This is a genomic window from Streptomyces sp. NPDC050485 (genome assembly GCF_044458185.1).
Classification (GTDB): domain Bacteria; phylum Actinomycetota; class Actinomycetes; order Streptomycetales; family Streptomycetaceae; genus Streptomyces.
On record NZ_JBITHR010000006.1, the window covers coordinates 189,558 to 211,918 of the forward strand.

The 22,361-nt window shown below is 71.9% G+C and carries 10 protein-coding genes; 8 read left to right on the top strand and 2 right to left on the bottom strand.

The window, feature by feature from the left end:
- Positions 1–88 precede the first annotated feature (88 nt).
- The 5 genes from ACIBK6_RS14895 (at position 89) to ACIBK6_RS14915 (ending at position 16,234) form a co-directional block, all read left to right on the top strand.
- Positions 89–4,294, top strand: coding sequence for an amino acid adenylation domain-containing protein (locus ACIBK6_RS14895; protein WP_399051621.1), 4,206 nt, complete (start codon positions 89–91; stop codon positions 4,292–4,294).
- Entirely contained in the window at positions 4,291–13,593 is a 9,303-nt protein-coding gene (locus tag ACIBK6_RS14900; protein ID WP_399051622.1) for an amino acid adenylation domain-containing protein, read from the top strand. Before ACIBK6_RS14895 ends, ACIBK6_RS14900 begins: the two co-directional genes overlap by 4 nt.
- On the top strand, positions 13,590–14,633 hold the full coding sequence (locus ACIBK6_RS14905; RefSeq protein WP_399051623.1) for a GSCFA domain-containing protein: 1,044 nt from the start codon (positions 13,590–13,592) through the stop codon (positions 14,631–14,633). Before ACIBK6_RS14900 ends, ACIBK6_RS14905 begins: the two co-directional genes overlap by 4 nt.
- Positions 14,599–15,291 carry a hypothetical protein gene (locus ACIBK6_RS14910; protein WP_399051624.1) on the top strand — a complete coding sequence of 231 codons (693 nt, stop codon included), beginning with the start codon at positions 14,599–14,601 and terminating at the stop codon, positions 15,289–15,291. The genes ACIBK6_RS14905 and ACIBK6_RS14910 overlap by 35 nt, the downstream gene beginning before the upstream one ends.
- 70 nt (positions 15,292–15,361) lie before the next feature.
- A complete protein-coding gene (locus ACIBK6_RS14915; protein ID WP_399051625.1) occupies positions 15,362–16,234 on the top strand; it encodes a TauD/TfdA dioxygenase family protein in 873 nt (290 codons plus the stop codon).
- 42 nt (positions 16,235–16,276) lie between these two features.
- Here the strand turns inward: ACIBK6_RS14915 and ACIBK6_RS14920 are convergent, their stop codons facing one another.
- Positions 16,277–16,966, bottom strand: a complete 690-nt coding sequence (locus tag ACIBK6_RS14920) for a SpcZ (RefSeq protein ID WP_399051626.1) — start codon at positions 16,964–16,966, stop codon at positions 16,277–16,279.
- 213 nt (positions 16,967–17,179) lie between these two features.
- Positions 17,180–18,535, bottom strand: coding sequence for an OFA family MFS transporter (locus ACIBK6_RS14925; RefSeq protein ID WP_399051627.1), 1,356 nt, complete (start codon positions 18,533–18,535; stop codon positions 17,180–17,182).
- 439 nt (positions 18,536–18,974) lie between these two features.
- Here ACIBK6_RS14925 and ACIBK6_RS14930 point away from each other — a divergent pair, with 439 nt between their 5' ends.
- The 3 genes from ACIBK6_RS14930 to ACIBK6_RS14940 all read left to right on the top strand — a co-directional run bounded on the left by ACIBK6_RS14930 (position 18,975) and on the right by ACIBK6_RS14940 (position 22,360).
- On the top strand, positions 18,975–19,202 hold the full coding sequence (locus ACIBK6_RS14930) for a type A2 lantipeptide (protein WP_399051628.1): 228 nt from the start codon (positions 18,975–18,977) through the stop codon (positions 19,200–19,202).
- 75 nt (positions 19,203–19,277) lie between these two features.
- On the top strand, positions 19,278–20,084 hold the full coding sequence (locus ACIBK6_RS14935; protein WP_399051629.1) for an HlyD family efflux transporter periplasmic adaptor subunit: 807 nt from the start codon (positions 19,278–19,280) through the stop codon (positions 20,082–20,084).
- On the top strand, positions 20,081–22,360 hold the full coding sequence (locus ACIBK6_RS14940) for an NHLP family bacteriocin export ABC transporter peptidase/permease/ATPase subunit (RefSeq protein WP_399051630.1): 2,280 nt from the start codon (positions 20,081–20,083) through the stop codon (positions 22,358–22,360). Before ACIBK6_RS14935 ends, ACIBK6_RS14940 begins: the two co-directional genes overlap by 4 nt.
- The last annotated feature ends 1 nt before the right edge of the window (position 22,361 follow it).

The window sequence follows — 22,361 nt, forward strand, 5'->3', positions numbered from 1 at the left end:
TGACCGAAATTCAGTCGCCCCGCGAACCCCTTGAAGTCGCCCCCGCGAACCCCTTGAACAAGCCTCCCGCAGAGGGGAAGAACCAGCTGTGCCCGGTCATCGCACGATCCCCCATTCCATCCCCGAGCAGCCGTCTTCGGTACGCGGACAGAACGCGGCCGTACCGAAGGCGGACCGCGCCGCACCGCTGGTCCCGTCCTTCGCGCAGCAGCGGCTGTGGTTCCTCGCGCAGCTGGCGGGCGCGAGCGAGGCGTACCACATGCCGCTGGCGCTGCACCTTCAAGGCCCCCTGAATTCCGTGGTGTTGAGCCGCTCCCTTGACGCGCTCGTCGCGCGGCACGAGGTGCTGCGTACGCGGCTGGTCGCGGTGGCGGGCGAGGCCTTCCAGCGGATCGATCCGCCCGGCACGGGCTTCGCCCTGCGGTTCCACGACCTGTCGGGCCTGCCCGATGGCGCGTCGCAACTCACCGCCCTGCAAAGGGAGGAGGCCACCGAGCCGTTCGACCTGGCTCGGGGGCCACTGGTCCGCGGGCGCCTCGTCGCGCTGGCACCGGACCGCCACGTACTGCTTCTGACGATGCATCACATCGTCTCGGACGGCTGGTCCATGGGGGTACTGACCAAGGAACTCGGCGCGCTCTACGCCGCGTTCCAGCAGGACGGGCCCAACCCTCTGGCGCCGCTCCGCGTGCAGTACGCGGACTACGCCGCCTGGCAGCGGCAGCTGCTGTCCGACGGTGCGCTGGCCGCCCAGAGCGCCTATTGGCGGGAAGCCCTGGCGGGCGCCCCCGCGCTGCTCGAACTCCCCACCGACCGGCCGCGCCCCGCCGAACAGGATTACCGCGGCGAGCACGTGCGGATCACCCTCGGCGCGGAGCTGACGGCCGCTCTGCACGCCTTCAGCCGCCGCCATCGCAGCACCTTGTTCATGACCGTGCTGACCGGCTGGGCCCTCACGCTTTCCCGGCTTTCCGGTCAGCACGATGTGGTGATCGGCACCCCGGTCGCCAATAGGCGCCGCACCGAACTCGAAGAACTGATCGGCTTCTTCGTCAACACGCTCGCGCTGCGTATCGACCTTTCCGGCGCTCCCTCGGTGGCCGAGCTGCTCAAGCGCGTACGCGGTGTGGCGCTGTCGGCCCTGAAGCACCAGGATCTGCCCTTCGAGCAGGTGGTGGAACTCGCCAATCCGTCCCGCACCCTCGCCCATACTCCCCTGTTCCAGGTGATGTTCGCCTGGCAGAACAACGAAGCGGGCGAGTTGACGCTGCCGGATATCGAGGTGACCGGGCTGGATTCACCTTCCGCAGCGGCCAAATTCGATCTGGCGCTGTCCCTCGGCGAAGAGGACGGGCGCATTGTGGGGAGTCTGGATTACGCGGACGCCCTGTTCGACCGCGAAACCGCCGAGCGTTATGGCCGCTATTTGACGCGCGTTCTTGAGCAGATGGCCGAGGAACCCGACCGGGAGGCGACCTCGCTTTCGCTGCTCGACGAGCGGGAGCGCCGACAGGTCCTGGTGGACTGGAACGACACCGCCCGGCCGGTCTCGAAGACCGGTCTGGTCGAGCGGTTCGAAGCCCAAGTGCGGCTGCACCCGGACCAGTTGGCCCTGGCCTGCGCGGACGAACGGCTCGACTACGCGGCTATCGACCGCCGCGCCAACCGGCTGGCGCACGCCCTGCTCGCCCGCGGTGTGCACACCGATCAGCTGGTCGGTCTGCACACCGGGCGCTCGGCCGAACTGGTGGTGGGCGTCCTCGGGATCCTGAAGGCCGGCGCCGCCTACCTGCCGCTCGACCCGGGGCTGCCCGCGGAGCGGCTGACCGGCATGGTGGCGGACGCCGCACCGGCCCTGGTCCTGAGCGACGCCGCGACGCCAGCCGCCGACTGGCACGCGCTGACGGCGGTCGAAGCCGAAGGCCGCCGCGACGACGCGCCCGGCATCGCGGCCGCCCCGGCCGATCTGGCGTACGTCATCTACACCTCGGGCTCGACCGGCCGCCCCAAGGGGGTCGCGGTGACCCACGGCAACGTTGTCAACCTGTTCGACCACTGGCTGGACCGGATCGGCGCCGCACCGGGGGAAGCGGCGTCCATGTGGTCGAGCATCGGCTTCGACGCCTCGGTGCACGAGATCCTGCTGCCGCTGACCACCGGGGCCGCGCTGCACCTCGTACCGGAAGAGCTGCGCGGTGATCCCGAGGCGCTGATGGACTGGCTGCGCACGCACCGCATCGCCCAGGCCTTCCTGCCGCCCGCCTTCATCAAGTGGATCGACGAGGACCCGCGCGCCCGACTCGACGGCGTGGCGCTGCGCCAGCTCCTGACCGGCGTCGAGTCGCTGCCCGAAGCGGCCCTGCACCGCATGACGCGACTGCTGCCGGGCCTGCGCGTCCTGTACGGGTACGGGCCGACCGAGACCACGCTCTACAGCACCGCCTACTTCGGCCCTCAGCCGCTGGCACGGCAGTGCCCGATCGGCAAGCCCATCGCCAACACCCGCGTCTATCTCCTGGACGAGCGGCTCGAACCGGTCCCGATCGGCGTGCCCGGCGAGCTCTACATCGCCGGCGCGGGAGTGGCGCGCGGCTATCTCGGCCGGCCGGACCTGACCGCCGAGCGCTTCCTGGCGGACCCGTTCGTCCCCGGTGAGCGCATGTACCGCACGGGCGACCTCGCGCGCCGGCTGGCCGACGGCAACGCCGAGTACATCGGCCGCCGCGACCACCAGGTCAAGCTGCGCGGCTTCCGCATCGAGCTGGGCGAGGTCGAGGCGGCGCTGCTCGACGAGCCCGGGGTGTACGAGGCCGCGGTGTTCGCCGACCGGGCTCCGACGGGTGAACAGCGGCTGGTCGCCGCGGTGGGACGCAGCGGGTCCGAGCCCGTCGCGGGGCGCAGCGAGACCGAGACCACTGGGGGGCGCGGTGTGAGCGATCCCGCCGGGGGGCGCGGCAAGACCGGGCCCGCCGGGGGGCGCACCGATTCCGAACCCACCGGCGGTCGCACCGAGTCCGGGCCCGCCGGGGCTCGCGGCGAGCCCCGGCTTTCCGTGGGCGACCGCGAGACCGAACCCGCCCCCGACCGCAGCGCGATCGAGCCGCGGCCGCCCGCGCACTGGCGTGCCGCGCTGTCGCGGCGGCTTCCGGACTACATGATTCCGGCGCTCTTCATCGAGCTGCCGCGACTGCCGCAGACCCCGAACGGCAAGGTCGACCGCACGGCGCTGCTTGAGCTCGCCCGGACCGGCGGGCCCGCCCAGGTCAACCAGGCAAGCCCACGCGACCTCATTGAGCTGACGCTCTATCAGATATGGCAACGCCTGCTGCTCCAGCCCGAGATCGGCATCCGCGACAGCTTCTTCGACATCGGCGGCAGCTCGATCTCCGCGATCAAGCTGGCCCACGCGATCCGCGAGGCGTTCGGCGAGACGCTGCCGGTGCGCGACATCATCCAGCACCCGACCATCGAGGCACTGGGCGGACGGCTGCGCGAGGGCGCCGGGGGCCCGCCGCCGAGCAACCTCATCGAGTTCCGCGCGGGAGACAGCGCCGGGCGCGTGGTCTGCGTCCATCCGGCGGGCGGCACCGCCTTCTGCTATCTGTCCCTGGCCAAGGCACTGCCCGATTCCGTCGGTGTGTACGGGATCCAGTCGCCCGGGGTCAATCCCGGCGAGTCCTTCCTGCCCACGGTCGAGGCGATGGCCGAGGAGTATCTGCGGCTCATCGAGCCGCTCCTCGACGGGCCGCTGGTCCTGACCGGGCTGTCCTACGGCGGTCTGGTCGCCCATGAGATGGGCCGCCGTCTCGCGCTGGCCGGCCGCGCCGAGCCGAGCGTCGTCCTGCTGGACACCCAGGCCACCGGCGATCCGGTGGAACAGGCGCTGGTCGAGCCGGTGGAGATGGCCGAGTTCCGGGACAAGCTCGTGAAGTTCAACGGGATGTATCCCGGCATCGAGGACCGCCAGATCGACCAGTACTTCCACCTCTACAACCACAACCGGCTGACCGCCCGCGACCACCGCCCGGCGCATTCCAAGGCCCGGCTGGTCCTGGTCCAGGCGGTGGGCGGGGCCCCCGAATCCGCGGGCCCGGTCCGGGCGTTCTGGCAGAGCCGCGCGGACGGCGGGCTGCTGGTGGAACCGCTGGACTGCGACCACTGGGAGGTGCTGGAGAACCCGGCGCTCCCCCGGGTCGCCGCCCTGCTCGACTCCGAACTGACCCGACTGCGCACGGCGGGCCAACTTCCGCCCTGCGCGGACCAGTTCGGCCCTGATCGCGCCCAGGAGGCATGATGCAAGCCAGACCGAATCCCCAGGGCGGGACCGATACGGCGGCCGATTCCTTGGCCGGGGCGGCGGGCGAGGGGACCTCGCGCGACGCCCCCGCCACCGACCCTGGCCGGGAGCCGCCCGGCACCACCGCACCGCCGGTGCCGGACGGGTGCCGCCCGGCACCGGGCGACTCCCCGGCCACCGCCCCCGGCCTCGCCCGGCGCGTACTGGCCCAGGCGCGACGGACGCCGGACGCCGTCGCCGTCGTGGACGGGGCCCGGTCCCTCGACTACGCGGAGCTCGACACCGCGAGCGCGGTCGTCGCCCACGGCCTGAGCCGCAGCGGGATCCGGCCCGGCGACGCGGTGGCCGTCTGTCTGCCGCGCTCCTGGCAGCTGGTCTGCGTCATGCTCGGCATCCTGCGGCTCGGCGCGACGGTGGTGCCACTGGACGTCCAGAGCCCTGCCGAGCGGCGCCGCCACATCCTGGCCGATTCGGCGAGCGTGGCTGTGGTGCACGGCGAGTCCGCGCGCGGCGAACTGCCGGATGACGTACGGATGTTGAATGCCGACACACTGCTGAGCGGCCGACCCCAACGCATGCCGGGGGAAGCGGCGCCCGCAGCCGTCTCCTTTCTCTTTTACACCTCGGGCACCACGGGACACCCCAAGGGCGTCGAGGTGCGCGATGCCGGGATTCTGCGCCTCGCCCGCCCCGGCTACATCGAGCTGGTCGGGGCCGCGCGTTATGCCTGCCTGTCCAACCCAGCCTTCGACGCGCTGAGTTTCGAGGTCTGGGTGCCGCTGCTGACCGGCGGCTGCTGTGTGATCCTCGGCGACGAGACCGTACAGACGCCGCACCTCCTCGCGGCGGCGCTGGAGAGCGAGCGCATCGACACGGCGTTCATCACCGTCGCCCTGTTCAACGCGGTGGTCGACCGGATGCCGCACTGCTTCGCCGGGGTCGGCCAGGTCCTGGTGGGCGGCGAGCAGCTCAACGCCCGGCTGATCCGGCGCTGGTACCGCGCCAACCCCGACAGCACCACCCGGCTCTACAACGTGTACGGCCCCACCGAGTCCACCACCTTCGCGCTCTGCCACCCCATCCCGCGTGATTTCGACGGCGACGTGGTACCGATCGGGCGGGCGCTGCCCGGCACCGCCGCCCTGCCTGTGGTGGACGGGTCCCGCCCGGCCGAGCCCGGCGAGGTGGCCGAACTCCTGCTCTGTGGCGAGGGGTTGGCGATCGGCTACCGGAACCTGCCGGAGGAGACCGGCCGCCGCTTCGTCCGGCTGCCCTGGCTCGACGGCGGCCGCGTCCTCCACTACCGCACCGGCGACCTGGTCCGCAGCGACTCCGAGGGCCGGATCAGCTACGTGGGACGGGCCGACCGGCAGGTCAAGGTCCGCGGTTTCCGGATCGAACCCGGCGAGCTGGAACGGCAGATCGTCACCCATCCCGCGGTCCGCCAGGCCTATGTCTGCACCCGCCGCGACCCCGACCACGGGGCCGACGAACTCCTCGCCTACCTGGTCCTCGGCTCCGACCTGTCGTACGACGCGTTCGCCCGGCATCTCACCGACGGCCTGCCCGCCTATATGCGGCCGCACCGGATCCATCTGGTCGACGAGCTGCCGCTCAACGCCAACGGCAAGGTCGACCGGGCCGTCCTGCTGGCCGCAGACACCCCGCTCTGGCGAACCCACGCCGAGGCCGCTCCCACAACTGGCCATCAGCAGGCGGTACTTGACCTGGCGGCGGAGATCCTGGGCGTCCCCGGGCTGCGGCTCGGCGACGGCTGGATCGCAAACGGCGGCGACTCCCTCAAGGCCCTGCGCCTGCGCTTCGAGATCCGACGCCGCTGGGGCTGCGAGATACCCCAATCCCTCGTGCTCCAGGGGGACTTCGCGCAGATCGCCGCGGCGATCACACCGGGCCGCACCCAGGAGTCGCCCTACCCGGCCCCCGCGGCTCCCATGGGTGCGGGTTCCGCCCCGGCCACCGCCGAGCAGCAGCGGCTCTGGCTCCTGCACCAGCGGGAGCCGGGATCCACCGCGTACAACGTCCCTCTCGCCTTCCGCCTCGACGGCACGCTCGACATCGCCGCGCTGCGGCACGCGCTCCGGCGGCTCGTGGCACGCCACCCGGCGCTGCGCACCGCCTTCGAGCCCGCGCCCGAGGGCCTGACGCAGCGGGTCGCGCAGCCGTACGACCCGTGGCTCGATCCCGCTCCCGACGCCTCCGACTGGCGCGCCTTCGCCGACGGGTTCTTCTCCCAGCCGTTCGATCTGTCGGACCCCCGGCTGCTGCGGGCGTGCGTGCTGCAGCAGCCCCACGGAGCGGTGCTGCTGCTCCATCTGCACCACATCGCGGTCGACGGCTGGTCGCTCAACGTACTCTTCCGCGAGCTGTCGGCCGACTACGAGACCGCGTCCGCCGGAGAGCCGGTGCGGGAGGAAGCCGCCGAGATCCACACCCCGCTCGACTTCGCCGCCTGGCAGGCCGACTGGTTCGCGAGCGCCGCCTACCGGTCCCAACGCGCCGAGCTGGCCCAGCACTTCGGCTCATTGCCGGAGCAGGACGAATCACTGCTGGAGCCCGTCCGCCCCCGAGGCACCGGGCGCCTGCTGCTCGCCTCGCTCGATCCGGGCCGCCGCGCCACCCTGGACCGGCTGACCGCCGAACTGGGCCTCACCCGCTTCCAGGTGCTGCTCAGCGTCTTCGCCTGGAGCCTGTACGCGGTGACCGGCCGGACCCGCCCGCGCATCGCGGGACCGGTGGCCAACCGGCCGGTGCAGGAATTCGAGTCCAGTGTGGGCATGTTCGCCAACACCGTGCTGCTTCCGCTGAGTTCGTCGCCGCACGAGACTCTGCGGACGCAGCTCGGGCGGCAGGCCGCCGACATCCAAGCGGTGCTCGACCGGCAGGACGTGGCGCTTGCGGATGCGCTCGCCGACCGGGACACCCGCTCCGACGGGCCGCCGTTCGACTTCATGTTCGTCCTGGAGAACACTGACTTCGCCGCGCTGTCGCTGCCGGGCTGCGACACCCGGCCGCAGTGGCTGGCACCCGCCGCCGCGAAGTGCCCCCTGACGCTGTCCGTGGTCGAGCACGAGAACGGCTTCGACTGCCTGTGGGAGTACGCCGACGACCACTTCGACGGCGATGAGGTGCGGGCGATGGCAGGGCTGCTCGGGCGCGGCCTCGACAGCCTGGCCGGGAGCGGTGACCTCACGCTGGCGGAGCTGGTGGCCCCGTACCGGAGCGGCCTGCCGGATCCCGGTACCGGCCCATCAACTCCCCTTTCCTACGCCTCCATTGCCGAAGGATTCGCACGCCAGGCCCACCGCACACCCGACGCGATCGCGCTCGTCACATCAGGCGGCAGCGTCACATACGCCCAACTCGACGCCTACACAGGCGCGTTGGCGACCGAGCTGCACTCCCGCTTCCCGCATCCGCAGGAGTCCGGCAGCGTCGCGCTCCACTTCGAGCCCTCCGTCGAGCATGTCGTGGCGCTGCTCGCACTGGCGCGGCTCAACCTCACCATCGTGCCGCTCGACCCGGCCTACCCGCCGGTCTTGCTACGCCACATCCTGGACCAGGTCCGGCCGTTGTGCCTGCTGGTCGCGCCGGGCGGCGCGGCCGCCGTCGACGCGATCGCCCCGGAGGGGCTGGTACGGCATCCCGTCACGCTGTCCACCCGGGCCGCGCCCGCGCTGGGGCCGCACGACGGGCTCCGGCCGCTGTACACCCTGTTCACCTCCGGGTCCACGGGCACGCCCAAGGGCGTCCAAGTGCCCGACCGCACACTGTGCAACCTGCTGCAATGGCAGAGCCAGGCGGGCGGTCTCGCGGCCGGCGCCGTCACCCAGCAGTTCTCCATGCTGTCCTTCGATGTGTCCTTCCAGGAGATCTTCGGCACGCTGTGCGGCGGCGGGACCCTGCACCTGGTGCGGCCGGGCCTGCGACAGGACGCGCCCGCGCTGCTCGACCAGCTGGAAGCGGCCGGTGCCGAGCGGATCTTCATGCCGTACGTCGCGCTGCACCTCCTCGCCGAGCACGGCGTACGGCTCGGCCGCTACCCGTCGAAGCTCCGTGACGTGGTCACCGCGGGCGAGCAGTTGCTGTGCACCGACGCCATCCGGCGGTGGTTCGCCGGGATGCCCGGTGCGCGCCTGTTCAACCACTACGGCCCGACCGAGACCCATGTGGTCAGCAGCCTGCGCCTCGAAGGCGACCCCGCCGACTGGCCGGCCCGTCCGTCCATCGGCGGCCCGATCGCCCGGGCCCGGCTGCTGGTCGTCGACGAGGACGACGAGCCCGTACCGCCCGGCTGTCCGGGCCGGCTCCTCATCTGCGGACCGATGGCGGCGCCCTGCTACCTGGGGGACGCGGCACTCAACGAGGCCCGCTTCGTGGAGCTGGCGGGACTCGGCCTCTTCTACCGCAGCGGCGACCTGGCCCGCTTCGACCGCCAGGGCCTGCTCCACTACCTCGGCCGCGACGACCAGCAGATCAAACTCAGCGGTCACCGCCTTGAGCTGGGCCAGGTCGAGTCGGCGCTGCTGCGGCATCCGGGCATCGTCAACGCGGTCGTGGTGCGCGACGGCGAGCGTCTGGTGGCCTGTCTGCAATGCCGGGGGGATGCGCCCGCGCCGGAAGACCTGGCGGATCATCTGGCTCCGCTGCTTCCCCCGTACGTACGGATCGACCGCTTCCGTCGGCTCGACGCGCTGCCGCTGACTCCCAGCGGCAAGCTGGACCGCCGTACGGTGCTGTCCGCTCCCGGCGAAGAGCTGCGCTCGCGAGCCGCCGCCGCACCCGTTCTGTCGGCGCGCGGGGCGAGGCTCAGCGAGCTGTTCGAGGAGGTGACCGGCCGACGGGTCGGCCCCGAGCAGCGGTTCTTCGACGCCGGCGCGTCCAGCCTCGACCTGATGCGCTTCCATTTGCGCTGCACCACCGAGCCCGGCCCGCACTTCACCATCCCGGACCTGTTCGAGCACGTCACCGTCCGCAGGCTGGCCCGCTTCCTCGACGGGCACCCGGCCGAGGCCGCACCCGGCCCGGAGCTTCCGGCGGCCTCGGACGAGCCGGTCGCCGTCATCGGCATGGCGGTCCGGCTGCCCGGGGCCGAAGACCTGGCGGCTTTCTGGGAGTTGGTGAAGTCCGGCGGTCGCGGCATCGAGCACTTCGAGGCGGCCGAGGGCCTGGTAGGCGCCCGCAGTCAGATGGCCGGTCTGCTCGACTTCGACCCGGAGCACTTCGGCATCAGCAGGCAGGAGGCCCGCCTGATGGATCCGCAGCAGCGCCATCTGCTGATGAGCTCGGGCCAGGCGCTCGCCCACGCGGGCATCGCCGACCCGGCCGGGCAGCGCATCGGCATGGTCGCGGGCTGCGGCGAGAACACGTACTTCCAGTCCCTGCTCCGCGAGGCCGACCCCGAGCAGCTGCCCGACGGCTTCCAGCTGGCCCTGCACCACGACAAGGACTTCCTCGCCACCAAGGTGGCGTACCACCTCGATCTGTCGGGCCCGGCCTTCACCGTGCAGGCGGCCTGCGCCAGTTCGCTGGTGGCGGTGCACGTCGCCGCCGGTCTGCTGCGCCAGGGCGAGGCCGAAGTGATGCTGGCGGGCGGCGTGCTGGTCGACACCCTGCTGAGCGGGGGCTACGCATACCGGCCGCAGCACATCTTCTCTCCCGACGGACACTGCCGGCCCTTCAGTGACGACGCCGACGGCACCATCGGGGCCAGCGGGGTCGGCGTCGTCGTACTGAAGCCGCTGCGGCTCGCGCGGCGGGACGGCGACACGGTGTACGCGGTGATCACCGGCTCGGCGGTCAACAATGACGGTTCTGGCAAGCTCAGTTACAGCGCGCCCTCGCTCGCCGGGCAGCGCGAGGTGATCCGTTCCGCGCTCCGCCGCAGCGGGCGCGGCGGCGCCGACATCGGCTATGTGGAGGCGCACGGCACCGGGACCCGTCTCGGCGATCCGGTGGAGGTCGGCGCGCTGCGCCAGGCGTTCGGCCTGGACGGGCCGGACTCGCCCGGGGACCACCGCTGCGCCCTGTCGTCGGTGAAGAGCCAGATCGGTCATCTGGGCGCGGCCGCGGGCGTGGTGGGCCTGGTGCGGGCCGCCCTCTCGGTCCACCACGGTGTGATCCCGCCGACCGCCGACTTCCGCCGGCTCAACCCGCAGATCGGCGCCGACCCGGCGCCCTTCCACATCCCCACCCGGGCGCGGCCCTGGCCCACCGGTCGCCCGCGCGTGGCAGCGGTGAGCAGCTTCGGCATCGGTGGGACCAACGCCCATCTGATACTGGAGGAGTCCGGTCAACTGCCCTCGCCATACGTGGAGTTGACCGCCGCTCCGCGCGCTCTCCTCCTCTCCAGCCGCAGCGCGGCGGGGCTGCGCATCGACGCCGGGCACATCGCCGACTATCTGGAATCCAGACCCGAGGCCTACGCACAGGTGGTCCGGCATCTGCGAGCGGGACGGCCCGCACACCGTCATCGGGCCGCGGCGGTGTGCGCGGATGCGGCGGTCGCGGTGGCGTGGCTGCGTACGGTCGCGGATGGCGTGGCGACGCCGAGCGCGCGCCCTGCCGACAACCCGACGGCCTCGGCGCCGGTCGCCGCCTGGCTCGCCGGGGAAGCGGTCGCGTGGCCCGCCGGGCCCGCTCAGGCGCCCTGGGACTTTCCGCCGCCCGCCTTCGACCTGGCCACCTACGACTTCGAACGCGCCGCCCCGGCCACCGTTCCGGATCCTCGGGAATGGCCGCAGCGGCTGCCCGAGGAGGAGTGGCTGTACCAGCCGCACTGGGTGCGGCTGAGCCGCGCCGGCACCGGCGGCGCGGCCCGCACTCCGGGAGTGCTGGTGGTGGTGACGGCCGAGCCCGTGCCACCCGAGGCGCTGCGTCCCTTCGAGGCGGCGTACGAGCGGGTGGTACGCGTGCACGCGGCCGGTGCGTTCGCGCGGCTTGCGGACGACCGCTTCGAGGTCGACCCTGCCGACCCAGCCTCGCTGCGGCGGCTGCTCGACGCGCTGCCCGACAGTGGCGGGGCCGGAATCGACTGGCTGCACGCACTGCCGCTGGCAGTCGACGGCGAGGTGGGCGCGGACGCGCTGGACCGGGCACGCTGGGCCTGTCTCGACACACCCGCCGCGCTGCTCCAAGCCGTGACGGGCTCGCCCGGCGCGCCACACGTGCGGCCCTGGTGGCTGTCGTACGGGGCCCAGCCCGTCGAAGGCACCGTCCAGCGGCCGGAGTTGGGGCTGCTCGCCGGGGTGTGCGAGGTGGGTCCGCAGGAGTGCGGGGTGGACGGGCGCTGGCTCGATCTGCCGAGCCGTGATCCGGCCGACTGGGCGGCGCTGATTCCCGGCCTCCTCGCCGAGGACGACACCGCGCTGCCCCGACGGCTCGCGCTGCGGCAGGGCTACTGGTGGCGGCAGGCCCTCCTGAAGGTGACCTCGCCCGCCATGGCGACGACCTCGGCGGCGGAGGGGGAAGAACCGGAGGTCCACCTCGTCCTTGGCGGCACCGGAGGCATCGGCGCGGGCATCGCGGCATGGCTGCTCGCGCGGTCCGACTGCCGGGTGATCCTGCTGGCCCGGCGGCCAAGGCTGCCCGCCGATCTGGCGCCATGGGCGGACCGCGTCGAGCTGATGGCGGCCGACCTGGCCGAGGACGACACGGATGCGATCCTCGCCCGGCTCGGTCGGCTCGCCAACCGGATCGACGGCGTGGTGCACGCGGCGGGCGTGCCGGGCGGCGGTCTGATCGGCGGGCGGGACGCCGCCGTGATGGGGGTCCCCCCTGGTCGAGCGAAGCCGAGACCTTGGGGGAGGGAGGCCACCGCGGCCAAGCTGGGCGGCGCCCTCCTGGTCGAGCGGCTGATCGCGCTGCACCGGCCGGGTTTCGCGGCGTACTGCTCATCGATGTCGGCGCTGTTCGGCGGCGTCGGCCAGTTCGACTACGCCGCCGCCAACGGCCTCCTCGACGGGTTCGCGCACTACCGGGCCGGGACGGCCGAGAGCACGGTACGGATCGGTATCGACTGGGACATCTGGAACGAGGCCGGCATGGCGCGCGACGCCCTGGCGACGGATCGCCGCCACCAGGCGCACCTCGCCGTCGGCCTGACGGTGAAGGAGGGGCAGCGGCAGTTCGCGCGTGCCCTGCGGCTGCAACTGCCCCAACTGCTGCTCTCCACCACGGACATCGAGCAGGCCCGCGCCTTCTACGAGCCGCCTGTGGCCCCGGAGCAGGAGACCCGCGCGGAAGCAGCGGCGCCCATCGCCGAGTTGCTCACGGACTGGCTGTGCGGCTGGCTGGGCGTGGACGAGCTCGATCCGTCGGTCTCGCTGTACGACTACGGCGCCGACTCCCTCACCATGCTCGATCTGATCAGCAAGGTGAAACGCCACTGCGGTATCGACCTCGAACTGTCCCAACTCACCCATGAGGCAAGCCTGTCCGAGGTGCTCGGGCTACTGGAGCGCGAGGCGCGTCCGGACGGCGACGACGTGCCGCTGGAGGTCTGGCAGACCGGTACCGGGCGTGAGGTGCTGTGCCTGGTCCACCCGGTCGGCGGCGACATCCAGGCCTACCGGGCGCTGGTCTCCGCGCTCGACGAGCGCTTCACCGTCTGCCTGATCGCCGACCCGGCGCTGCGCAGCCCCGAACGGCCGGTCTGGTCCCTCGCCGACCGGGCCCGGCGCTACCACGCCGCGCTCCAGGCCCGGTTCCCGGGCGGCAGCTGGCACTGGCGGCTGGTTGGCTGGTCCTTCGGCGCCTGGGTGGCACACGCGATGGCGGCCGAGGCGGAGGCGGCCGGGCGGCCCGCCGAAGGGCTCTGCCTGCTGGACCCGCCGCCGCCGGACGCCGGGCCGCGCTTCGAGGCGTACGACGGCACCGAGCTGGCGTCGGTCTTCGCGCATGAGCTGGGCCAGGGCGGTGCGGAGCCCCGGATGAGCGAGGAGGCGCGGTCGTACGCCGAGCGGCTGGCGCGCTGCTGCCGGGCCAACCTGGCGAGCATGGCGCGGCACGAACTGCCGTCCCTGCCCGGCACTCCGGCCCGCCTGTGGCTGGCGAGCAGACCGGTGCCCGGACTGCCGGACCTGGGTTCGACGGAGCACCAACTGGACCTCTGGCACGGCCAGTTGGCGAACCTCACCGACTGGGAGTGTCTCGACACCACCCACTACGACCTCGTGCGGCCGCCCCAGGTGCACGTCATCGCGCACGCGATCAACAGCGAACCGCCGACCGCTCAGCCGCCCGTCCTTCCGTCCGACCAGCCGAGGCCGACGCCATGAACCCCTACCAATCGCTGCCCGCCCGCTCGTTCTGGCGCACCGCCGTGGCCGAACCGGACATGCTGGACATCGACGGACTGTGGACCCCCAAGTTCTCCATCGGGCAGGACGATGTGGTCCTCACCGCCGGGTCCTGCTTCGCCCAGCACATCGGCCGTGCGCTGGTGGAGCGGGGGATGAACTGGCGCGAGGCCGAGCCCGCCCCGCCGGGACTCACCGAGGCCGAGCGGCAGGCCCGGCACTACGGGACCTTCTCGTTCCGCACCGGCAACATCTACACCGCCGCCCTGCTCCGCCAGTGGCTGGCCTGGGCGTACGACGAGTCCGCGCCGCCCGAGGAGGTCTGGCACGAGGACGGCCGGTACGTCGACCCGTACCGTCCCGGCGTCGAGCCCGAGGGGCACGCCTCGGCCGAAGCGGTACGAGCGGCGCGCCGCGCGACGCTGGCCGCGATCCGCACCGCCGTCGCCGGGGCGAGCTGCCTCGTCTTCACGCTCGGCCTGACCGAGGCCTGGCGGGACCGCACGCACGGCACGGTCCATCCGGTCTGCCCCGGCACCGTGCGCGGCACGTTCGACGCCGACCGGCACGTCTTCCACAACCACACGTTCGCCGAGGTCCACCGCGATCTGTCGGCGGCGATCGAGCTGGCCCGCGCCGCCAACCCGGATCTGCGCGTCCTGCTCACCGTCTCACCGGTGCCGCTCACCGCGACCGCCACCGGCCGCCACGCGCTGACCGCCACGACGTACTCGAAGTCCGTACTGCGCGCGGTGGCGGGGCAGTTGGCCGAGGAGCACGCGCAGGTCGACTACTTCCCGGCGTACGAGATCGTCACCGGCTTCCCCTTCAAGGCGGCCTTCTTCGAGCCGAACCTGCGCTCGGTGACGCCGCACGGCGTCGCCTTCGTCATGGGCCGGTTCTTCGACGCGCTCGCCGACCGCCCGGCCGAGCCGGAACCGGCCGGGCGCGCCCGACCCCGAGCAGGAGAGGACCTCTGGTGCGATGACGCCGTACTCGACTACTACAACCCCCGCTAGGTTCCTGCTCCTCGGGGACTCGCACGCGGGTCCGATCGGCCGGGCCGCCAAGGCCGCCGGTATCCCCTTCCAGGGCGGTCCCATCGGCGCCGGGCGGGAGTTCAACGCGGAGTTCTTCGATGTGCGCGAGGGCGATGTCGTCTTCCGCAAGGCGGCGGCGGACGGTCATTACCGGGGATTCCTGGCCGAGTTGGGCGCGGCGGGGCTCGGCGATGCAGGTGTGCCGCTGGTCTGCACGTTCGGTTTCAGCGCGCACTTCCTCGCCACCACCGAGAACTGGCGGATCTACCGGGTGCGCGGCGGCGGCTTCGCGCCGGGATTCCTGACGAGCGGCCTGTTCGACGCCATCGTGCGCGCCACGGTCCGCGACGCGCTCGCCTTCTACGGCCATGCGCGCGCCCTCGGTCTGCGGGTCCTCGCCGTGATGCCGCCGCAACGCGTACCCGGCCTGTCCGATCCGGCCGTCTTCGGGGCGGCGCAGGAGAGCGTGCGCGGGGCACTGGCCGAGCTCGGCGTGGAGATCGTGGACCTGCGGCCCCGTGTCACCGACGAACAGGGCCGCCAGCGCCCGGAGTTCTGCGAGAACGACGACACCATCCACGGCAACCTCGCCTTCGGCCGGCTGATCCTGGCCGAGCTGCTCGCGCGAGGACTGTGACCGAACAGGCAGCACCATCCGGCGACCGCCGTACGGGACGCCGAGGAACCACCCCCATCAGGAGGCAGTAATGGAGCAGTTCGCGCTGGACGCCATCGAGCACATCACCACCAGGCCGCCGGAGGTGTACGACACCCTCGTCGTCGACCCGCTGACACCGGTGATCGGCGCCGAGGTGTCCGGCCTGGACCTGTCCAAGGAACTGACGGAGGGTCAGTTGGACGAACTCAAGCGGGCGTTCCTTGCCCACCACGTCCTGGTGTTCCGCGATCAGACACTCTCGGACACCGACCACAAGCGGCTCGCGGGGTACTTCGGCGAGCTGCACCCAGTGACATTGCCCGCCGAGGGCTCCGACCCGTACGTCCTCGAAATCAGCACCACGAAGGACTCGCGCGCGGTGGCCGGCAACGGCTGGCACGCCGACGGCACAGCCGACGCCGAGCCCTCCCTCGGCTCGATGCTCTACATCACCCGTACCCCCGAGCCGGGCAGCGGCGGGGACACCCTGTTCGCCAATATGCACCTGGCGTACGAGATGCTGTCGCCCGCCGTGAAGTCCCTGCTCGACGGGCTCACGGCGGTGCACGACGGGCTGCTGCCCTGGCAGGGCGAGACACCGCCGGCCGGTTACGTGGCCCCCAGGACCGAGCACCCGGTGGTGGTGCGCCACCCCGACACGGGACGCAGGCTGCTGTTCGTCAACGGCGCCTACACCTCGCACATCACGCAGCTGTCGCGCGGCGAGAGCAGGGCCGTGCTCGACCTGCTGTACGACCAGACCGCCCGCACCCCGTTCCTGAACTGCCGCGTCCGGTGGACCCAGAACACCCTGGTGTTCTGGGACAACCGCTGCGTACAGCACCATGCGACCTGGGACTACTACCCGCACTCGCGCTACGGGCGGCGCGTGGCCATCAACGGGCAGCGACCCCAGGCCTGATACGGCGCGGGGCAGCGACCCCCAGGCCGATACGGCGCGCGTTCAGACGCGGGCCAGGCTGTCGGCGAGCCCTTCGGCGAGCCGCGCATAGGCCGCCCCCGCTTCTCCACCGGAGCCCGCGTGCGCGAGGGCATAGGCGTGGACGCGGGCGCACGGGTAGGTCTCGGCGTAGGCCCGCTCGTCCGCCTCGGCGTAGGCGAGCGCGGTGGCCCGGGCGTTCGCGAGGGCGTTGGCCACGGCGAAGGACCGGGCGTTGGCGGTGGTGTTGAGCTCGGCGTAGGTGGCGGCGAACTCCGTGGCCTGCGCGGCGCCGTAGTCGTTGGCCATCGCGTACGCATGGGCGTTGGCGGAGGCGGTGGCGTGCGCCTCGGCGTACGGGTAGGCGAGGCGGTACACCTCGCGCAGGGCCGGTTCGAGGGCGGCGGTCCAGGCGGCGGCGTCGATCCGCTCGCCCTTGAGGGCGCGGGCGTGCAGTTGCCCGGCCGCCTCCAGCGGCCCGCTGTCGCAGCCCGCCTCCAGGAGCATCGGCAGCACCGTGCGGGCGTGCCAGTCGTGCACCACGAGGAACGGCAACCGGCCGTCCAGGCGGGCCAGTTCGGCGTGGGCTCGGCGCACCCCGTCCGATTCCGCCGCGCCCTCGCTCAGAGCGACAGCCAACTGCCGCGGCCACGGCGGTATGTCCTCGCCGGACGCGCTCGTTTCGGGCTCGGCACCGGCCGGGGAACCGCTCATGGGCCTCACTCCTGTCTCGGCTGATCCGCACATGGCTGAGCGCCGGGAAAGGCGGATACCGGAACCGTATCCCGGTGGATCAACCGGCGCAGGGGGTCGCTCAGGAGCCCGTGAACAGCTGCTTGAGCTTGAGGCCCAGTTCGTACATGCCGTACGCGAACGGCACACCGACCCACAGCCAGGCGATGGCGAACAGGACCCTTCGGCGGACCGTCATGACAGCGCTCCCTTCTCCGGGGCGGGGAGCGTGGACTCGTCTTCGGCGGCCGGGGGTTCATGGTGGCGCGGGTGGACGGGGCGTACCAGCTCGTTGGCCGCGAAGCCCACCGCGAGGAGCCCGATCATGATGAAGAAGGAGGTGGTGTAGAGGTCCGGTCCGGTGCGTCCGGCGGACTTCTGCGCGTCGGCGATGGCGTTGACGATCAGCGGGCCGAGGACGCCCGCGATCGACCAGGCCGTGAGCAGCCGGCCGTGGATCGCGCCGACCTGGTAGGTGCCGAAGAGGTCCTTGAGGTAGGCGGGGATGGTGGCGAAGCCGCCGCCGTAGAAGGAGAGGATGACGGCGGCGCAGACGATGAACAGCGGCTTCGAGGCGTTGCCGGTGAGCGCGATGAGCAGGTACATCAGCGCGCCGATGCCGAGGTAGCCGCGGTAGACGTTTCTGCGGCCGATGACGTCGGAGGCCGAGGACCACAGGATGCGGCCGAGCATGTTGGCGAGCGAGAGCAGGCCGACGAAGCCCGCGGCGGCGGCCGCCGCGACCGGTGACGCCGTACCGGCGAAGAAGTCCCCGATCATCGGCGCGGCCTTCTCCAGGATGCCGATGCCGGCGGTCACGTTCATGCAGAGCACCGCCCACAGGCACCAGAACTGCGGGGTGCGCACGGCGTTGCGGGCGGAGACCTGGCCGGTGCCGGCCGGGGCCGCGTTCTCCGGCGGGGCGGGTGGCCGCCGGCCGTCCGGGGGCAGCCGCACCAGGAGCACGCCGAGTGTCATGAAGACCGCGTAACCGGCCCCCATCACCAGGAAGGTGCGCGCGATGCCCGCGGAGTCCCTGCCGAAGGAGGAGAGGAGCTGGGTGGACAGGGGCGCGGCGATCAGCGCGCCGCCGCCGAAGCCCATGATGGCGATGCCGGTGGCCATGCCGGGCCGGTCGGGGAACCACTTGATGAGGGTGGAGACCGGCGAGATGTAGCCGATGCCGAGTCCGATGCCGCCGATGAAGCCGTAGCCGAGGACGACGAGCCAGTACTGGCGGGTGGCGGCGCCGAGCGCGGCGACCAGGAAGCCGGAGGAGAAGCAGACCGCCGAGACGGCCATCGCCCACCGGGGCCCGTTGCGCTCCACCAGGGTGCCGCCGAAGGCCGCGGAGAGGCCGAGCATGACGATGGCCAGTTGGAAGGGGAGTGCGGACGCGGTGCCCGACAGGTCGAGCGAGGACTCCAGGGGCGGTTTGAAGACGCTCCAGGCGTACGCCTGGCCGATGGCGAGGTGGATGGAGAGCGCGGCGGGCGGCACGAGCCAGCGGCTCCACCCCGGTGGGGACGGCGTGCGCGAGCGGGCGAGCATGTCGCGGACCGTACAGCAGACCGACAACTCCCGGAAGAGCGCCAGCAGTTAGTGGACCAGGCCGGTCAACTCCCCTTCCCGCAGAGAAGCGGAGCCACACCTTCCGAAAATCTGCACATCGCGTGCGCAGACCCGTCACCAGGGCCACCGGCGGGTTTCAGGTCCGGACCGGGGAAGGGGGCTTTGGTGCGGGAGTGTCCGACTTGGCGTACATCCGCTTCCCGGCAAAAGGAATTCACCTTGTGAAGCTCGTGAAGATACTGCCTCCGAATCATGAACACTCCTGCACGCGGCGGTAATTCGAGGCAGTGGGGAACCCCTGTTCAAAGCCCGTTCGATTCGCAGTGACAGCAGTCGGCGTGCTTTGATCCTGGCTCTGCGGGAGCCCCGCCAACGGGTTCCCGTTTAAGAAATGTCCCCATGAAAGGCAGTCCCCACCATGAACAACGCTCCCCAGGTTGAGACCCTTGAGATCTCCGACGCCGACCTGGACAACGTGTCCGGCGGCCTCGTCGGCACCGCGCTCGGCAACGTGACCGGCACCGCCGACTCGATCCTCCCGGTCTCCGGCATCGTCGGCTCGGTCACGGGTCTCGTCGGCTCGGTCACCGGCGTGAACACCGGCGCCGTCACGGGCATCGCCTCCGGTCTCATCGCCGGTCTCTGATATCGCGCGTGAGCCCCGGAACCCGCTCGGTTCCGGGGCTCATTGCCGATGGTTAAAGGTTAAGGAAAGAGTTCCGTGCAGTTTCGCCAACAGGCCCTTTCCAAACTGCAGTCACCGGAGGAACTCGACCTGCCGGTGCGTTTCGCACGTCCGCAGGGCCGGCTCGTCCTGCTGATCACGGTGGTGGTGATGGCCGCCGCCACCTTCTGGGCCATGACAGGCTCCGTCGCCTCCACACTGGACGCACCCGGCATCCTCACCCACGCGCAGGGCAGCTACGTCCTGCAGAGCCCGGTCGCGGGCCAGATCACCGAGGTGTTCGCCAGGGAGGGCCAGACCCTGTCGGCCGACGCACCCCTGCTCAAGGTCCGTACCGCCCAGGGCGACCGGACGGTCCGCACGATCGACGCGGGCCGCCTCACGAGTCTCGCCGCCACGATCGGCTCGGTGGTCGCCACCGGTGCGAATGTCGCGAGCGTGGAGCGGACCGGCAGCGCCGACGACCCCCTGATGGTGATGCTGTACGTGCCCGGCGACAGCGGCGCGAGCGTCCCGGTGGGCGCCTTGGTCGACCTCGCCGTGCAGTCCGTGCCGGCCGAGCAGTACGGGGTGCTGCGCGGCACGGTGGCCGCGGTCGGCCGGACGCCCGAGACCCGCCAGCAGATCACCGCCTTTCTCGGCGACGGACAGCTCGCCGACCAGTTCTCGCAGCACGGCAGGCCGCTGGGGGTCCTGGTGCGGCTTGAGTCCACGTCCGCCACGCGGTCCGGCTACCGGTGGTCGTCGGCCGCGGGCCCGCCGTTCGCCGTCGACTCCATGACCCCGGCCACCGGAACCGTCCATCTGGCCGACCGGCGTCCCATCGATTGGCTGCTCCCGTGACCGCACCGCACGCATCGCCCGCCGCCCAGCAGCTTCCCCCCACCGGCCACGGCCGCCGCCGCCCGTCCAACTCCCCCGGTGGCAGCCGCCGTTCAGGTGCCCGGCAGGCACCGAAGGTCAAGGCGGCGAAGAGCGTACGTACCCCCACGATCCTCCAGATGGAGGCGCTGGAGTGCGGCGCGGCCTCGCTGGCCATGGTGCTCGGCCACTACGGACGCCACGTGCCCCTGGAGGAACTGCGCATCGCGTGCGGTGTCTCGCGCGACGGCTCGCGGGCCAGCAACGTCCTGAAGGCCGCCCGCAGTTACGGGCTCACCGCCAAGGGCATGCAGATGGAACCGGCCGCGCTCGCCGAGGTGCCGGCGCCCGCCATCCTGTTCTGGGAGTTCAACCACTACGTCGTGTACGACGGCATGGGGCGCCGCCTCGGCCGGCGGGGCGTGCACATCAACGACCCCGACAAGGGCCGCCGTTTCGTGCCCGCCGAGGACTTCGACACCAGCTTCACCGGCGTCGTCCTGGTCCTGGAGCCCGGTCCCGCCTTCCAGCCCGGCGGCCGCAAGCCGGGCGTCATGGGCGCGCTGCCCGCGCGGCTGCGCGGCACCACGGGCACCATGCTGGCCTCCCTGCTCGCCAGCCTGCTGCTCGTGGCGGTCGGCGCGACGCTGCCCGCGCTGAGCCGTACGTACATCGACCTGTTCCTGATCGGTCATCAGACCTCGCTGCTCGGCGTGCTGTTCGCGGCGATGGGCACCATGGTGGCGCTCACCGCGGTGCTGACCTGGCTGCAGCAGGCGAATCTGCTGCGCGGGCGCATCATCTCGTCCACGCTGAGCAGCGCCCGGTTCTTCCGGCATCTGCTGCGGCTGCCGGTCACCTTCTTCGCGCAGCGCAGCCCCGCCGATCTCGTGCAGCGGCTCCAGTCCAACGACGCGGTCGCCGAGACGCTGGCCCGCGATCTCACCGCGGCGGGTGTGGACGGCATCGTCGTACTGCTCTACGCGTTCCTGCTCTGGACCTACGATCCAGAGCTCACCGTCATCGGGGTGGGCATCGCGCTGCTCAACGTCGTCGCGATGCGCATCGTCGTCCGGCTGCGGGCCACCGGCACCCAGAAGCTGCGGGCCGACAGCGCGCGGCTCACCAACACCTCGTACACCGGGCTCCAGTTGATCGAGACGATGAAGGCCACCGGTGGCGAGAACGGGTACTTCCGCCGCTGGGCGGGCCAGCACGCGACCACCCTTGAGGAGCAGCAGCGGCTCGGGGTGCCGAGCGCCTGGCTCGGCGTGGTGGCCCCGCTGCTCGCCACGCTCAACAGTGCGCTGATCCTGTGGATCGGCGGGCTGCGGGCGGTGGAGGGGCACATCTCGATCGGGCTGCTCGTCGCGTTCCAGGCGCTGGTGACCCGCTTCACGGCGCCGGTCACCCGGCTGAACGGGGTGGCGGGCCGGATCCAGGACTTCGCGGCGGATGTGGCCCGGCTCAAGGACGTCGAGAACTTCCCGGTGGACTCGCTGCACTCGCGCCCCGAACCGGCCGCCAGCACGCGCCGCCTCAAGGGCCACGTGACCCTTGAGGACATCACCTTCGGCTACAGCCCGCTCGACAAACCGCTGCTCACCGGGTTCTCGCTGACCGTCGGTCCGGGACAGCAGGTGGCGCTCGTCGGCGGCTCCGGCAGCGGCAAGTCGACGGTTTCCCGGCTGATTTCGGGCCTCTACGCCCCGTGGGAGGGCACGATCCGCATCGACGGGCAGCGCCTTGAGGACATTCCGCGCGGGGCGCTTGCCGCCTCGGTCTCCTTCGTGGACCAGGACGTCTTCCTCTTCGAGGGGACGGTGCGGGACAACGTGGCGCTGTGGGATCCCTCGATCGCCGACGACGCCGTGGTGGCCGCTCTCCAGGACGCGGCCCTGTACGAGGTCGTCGCGCGCCGGCCGGGCGGCATCCACAGCCGGGTCGAGCAGGACGGGCGCAACTTCTCCGGCGGGCAGCGCCAGCGCCTCGAAATCGCCCGCGCGCTGGTGCGGCGGCCCAGCATCCTGGTCCTCGACGAGGTCACCAGCGCCCTGGACGCCGAGACCGAGCACCTCATCATCGACAACCTGCGCCGCCGCGGCTGCGCCTGCGTGGTGATCGCGCACCGTCTGAGCACGGTCCGCGACAGCGACGAGATCCTGGTCCTCGACCAGGGAACCGTGGTGGAACGCGGGCGGCACGAGGACCTGGTGGCCGCCGCGGGACCGTACGCCGAACTGGTCAGGGAGCACTGAG

Excerpts from the sequence above, each read along its gene's own strand:
- ACIBK6_RS14900 (WP_399051622.1), top strand. The coding sequence starts at position 4,291 with ATGATGCAAGCCAGACCGAATCCCCAGGGCGGGACCGATACGGCGGCC.
- ACIBK6_RS14905 (WP_399051623.1), top strand. The coding sequence starts at position 13,590 with ATGAACCCCTACCAATCGCTGCCCGCCCGCTCGTTCTGGCGCACCGCC.
- ACIBK6_RS14910 (WP_399051624.1), top strand. The coding sequence starts at position 14,599 with ATGACGCCGTACTCGACTACTACAACCCCCGCTAGGTTCCTGCTCCTC.
- ACIBK6_RS14915 (WP_399051625.1), top strand. The coding sequence starts at position 15,362 with ATGGAGCAGTTCGCGCTGGACGCCATCGAGCACATCACCACCAGGCCG.
- ACIBK6_RS14920 (WP_399051626.1), bottom strand. The coding sequence starts at position 16,966 with ATGAGCGGTTCCCCGGCCGGTGCCGAGCCCGAAACGAGCGCGTCCGGC.
- ACIBK6_RS14925 (WP_399051627.1), bottom strand. The coding sequence starts at position 18,535 with ATGCTCGCCCGCTCGCGCACGCCGTCCCCACCGGGGTGGAGCCGCTGG.
- ACIBK6_RS14930 (WP_399051628.1), top strand. The coding sequence starts at position 18,975 with ATGAACAACGCTCCCCAGGTTGAGACCCTTGAGATCTCCGACGCCGAC.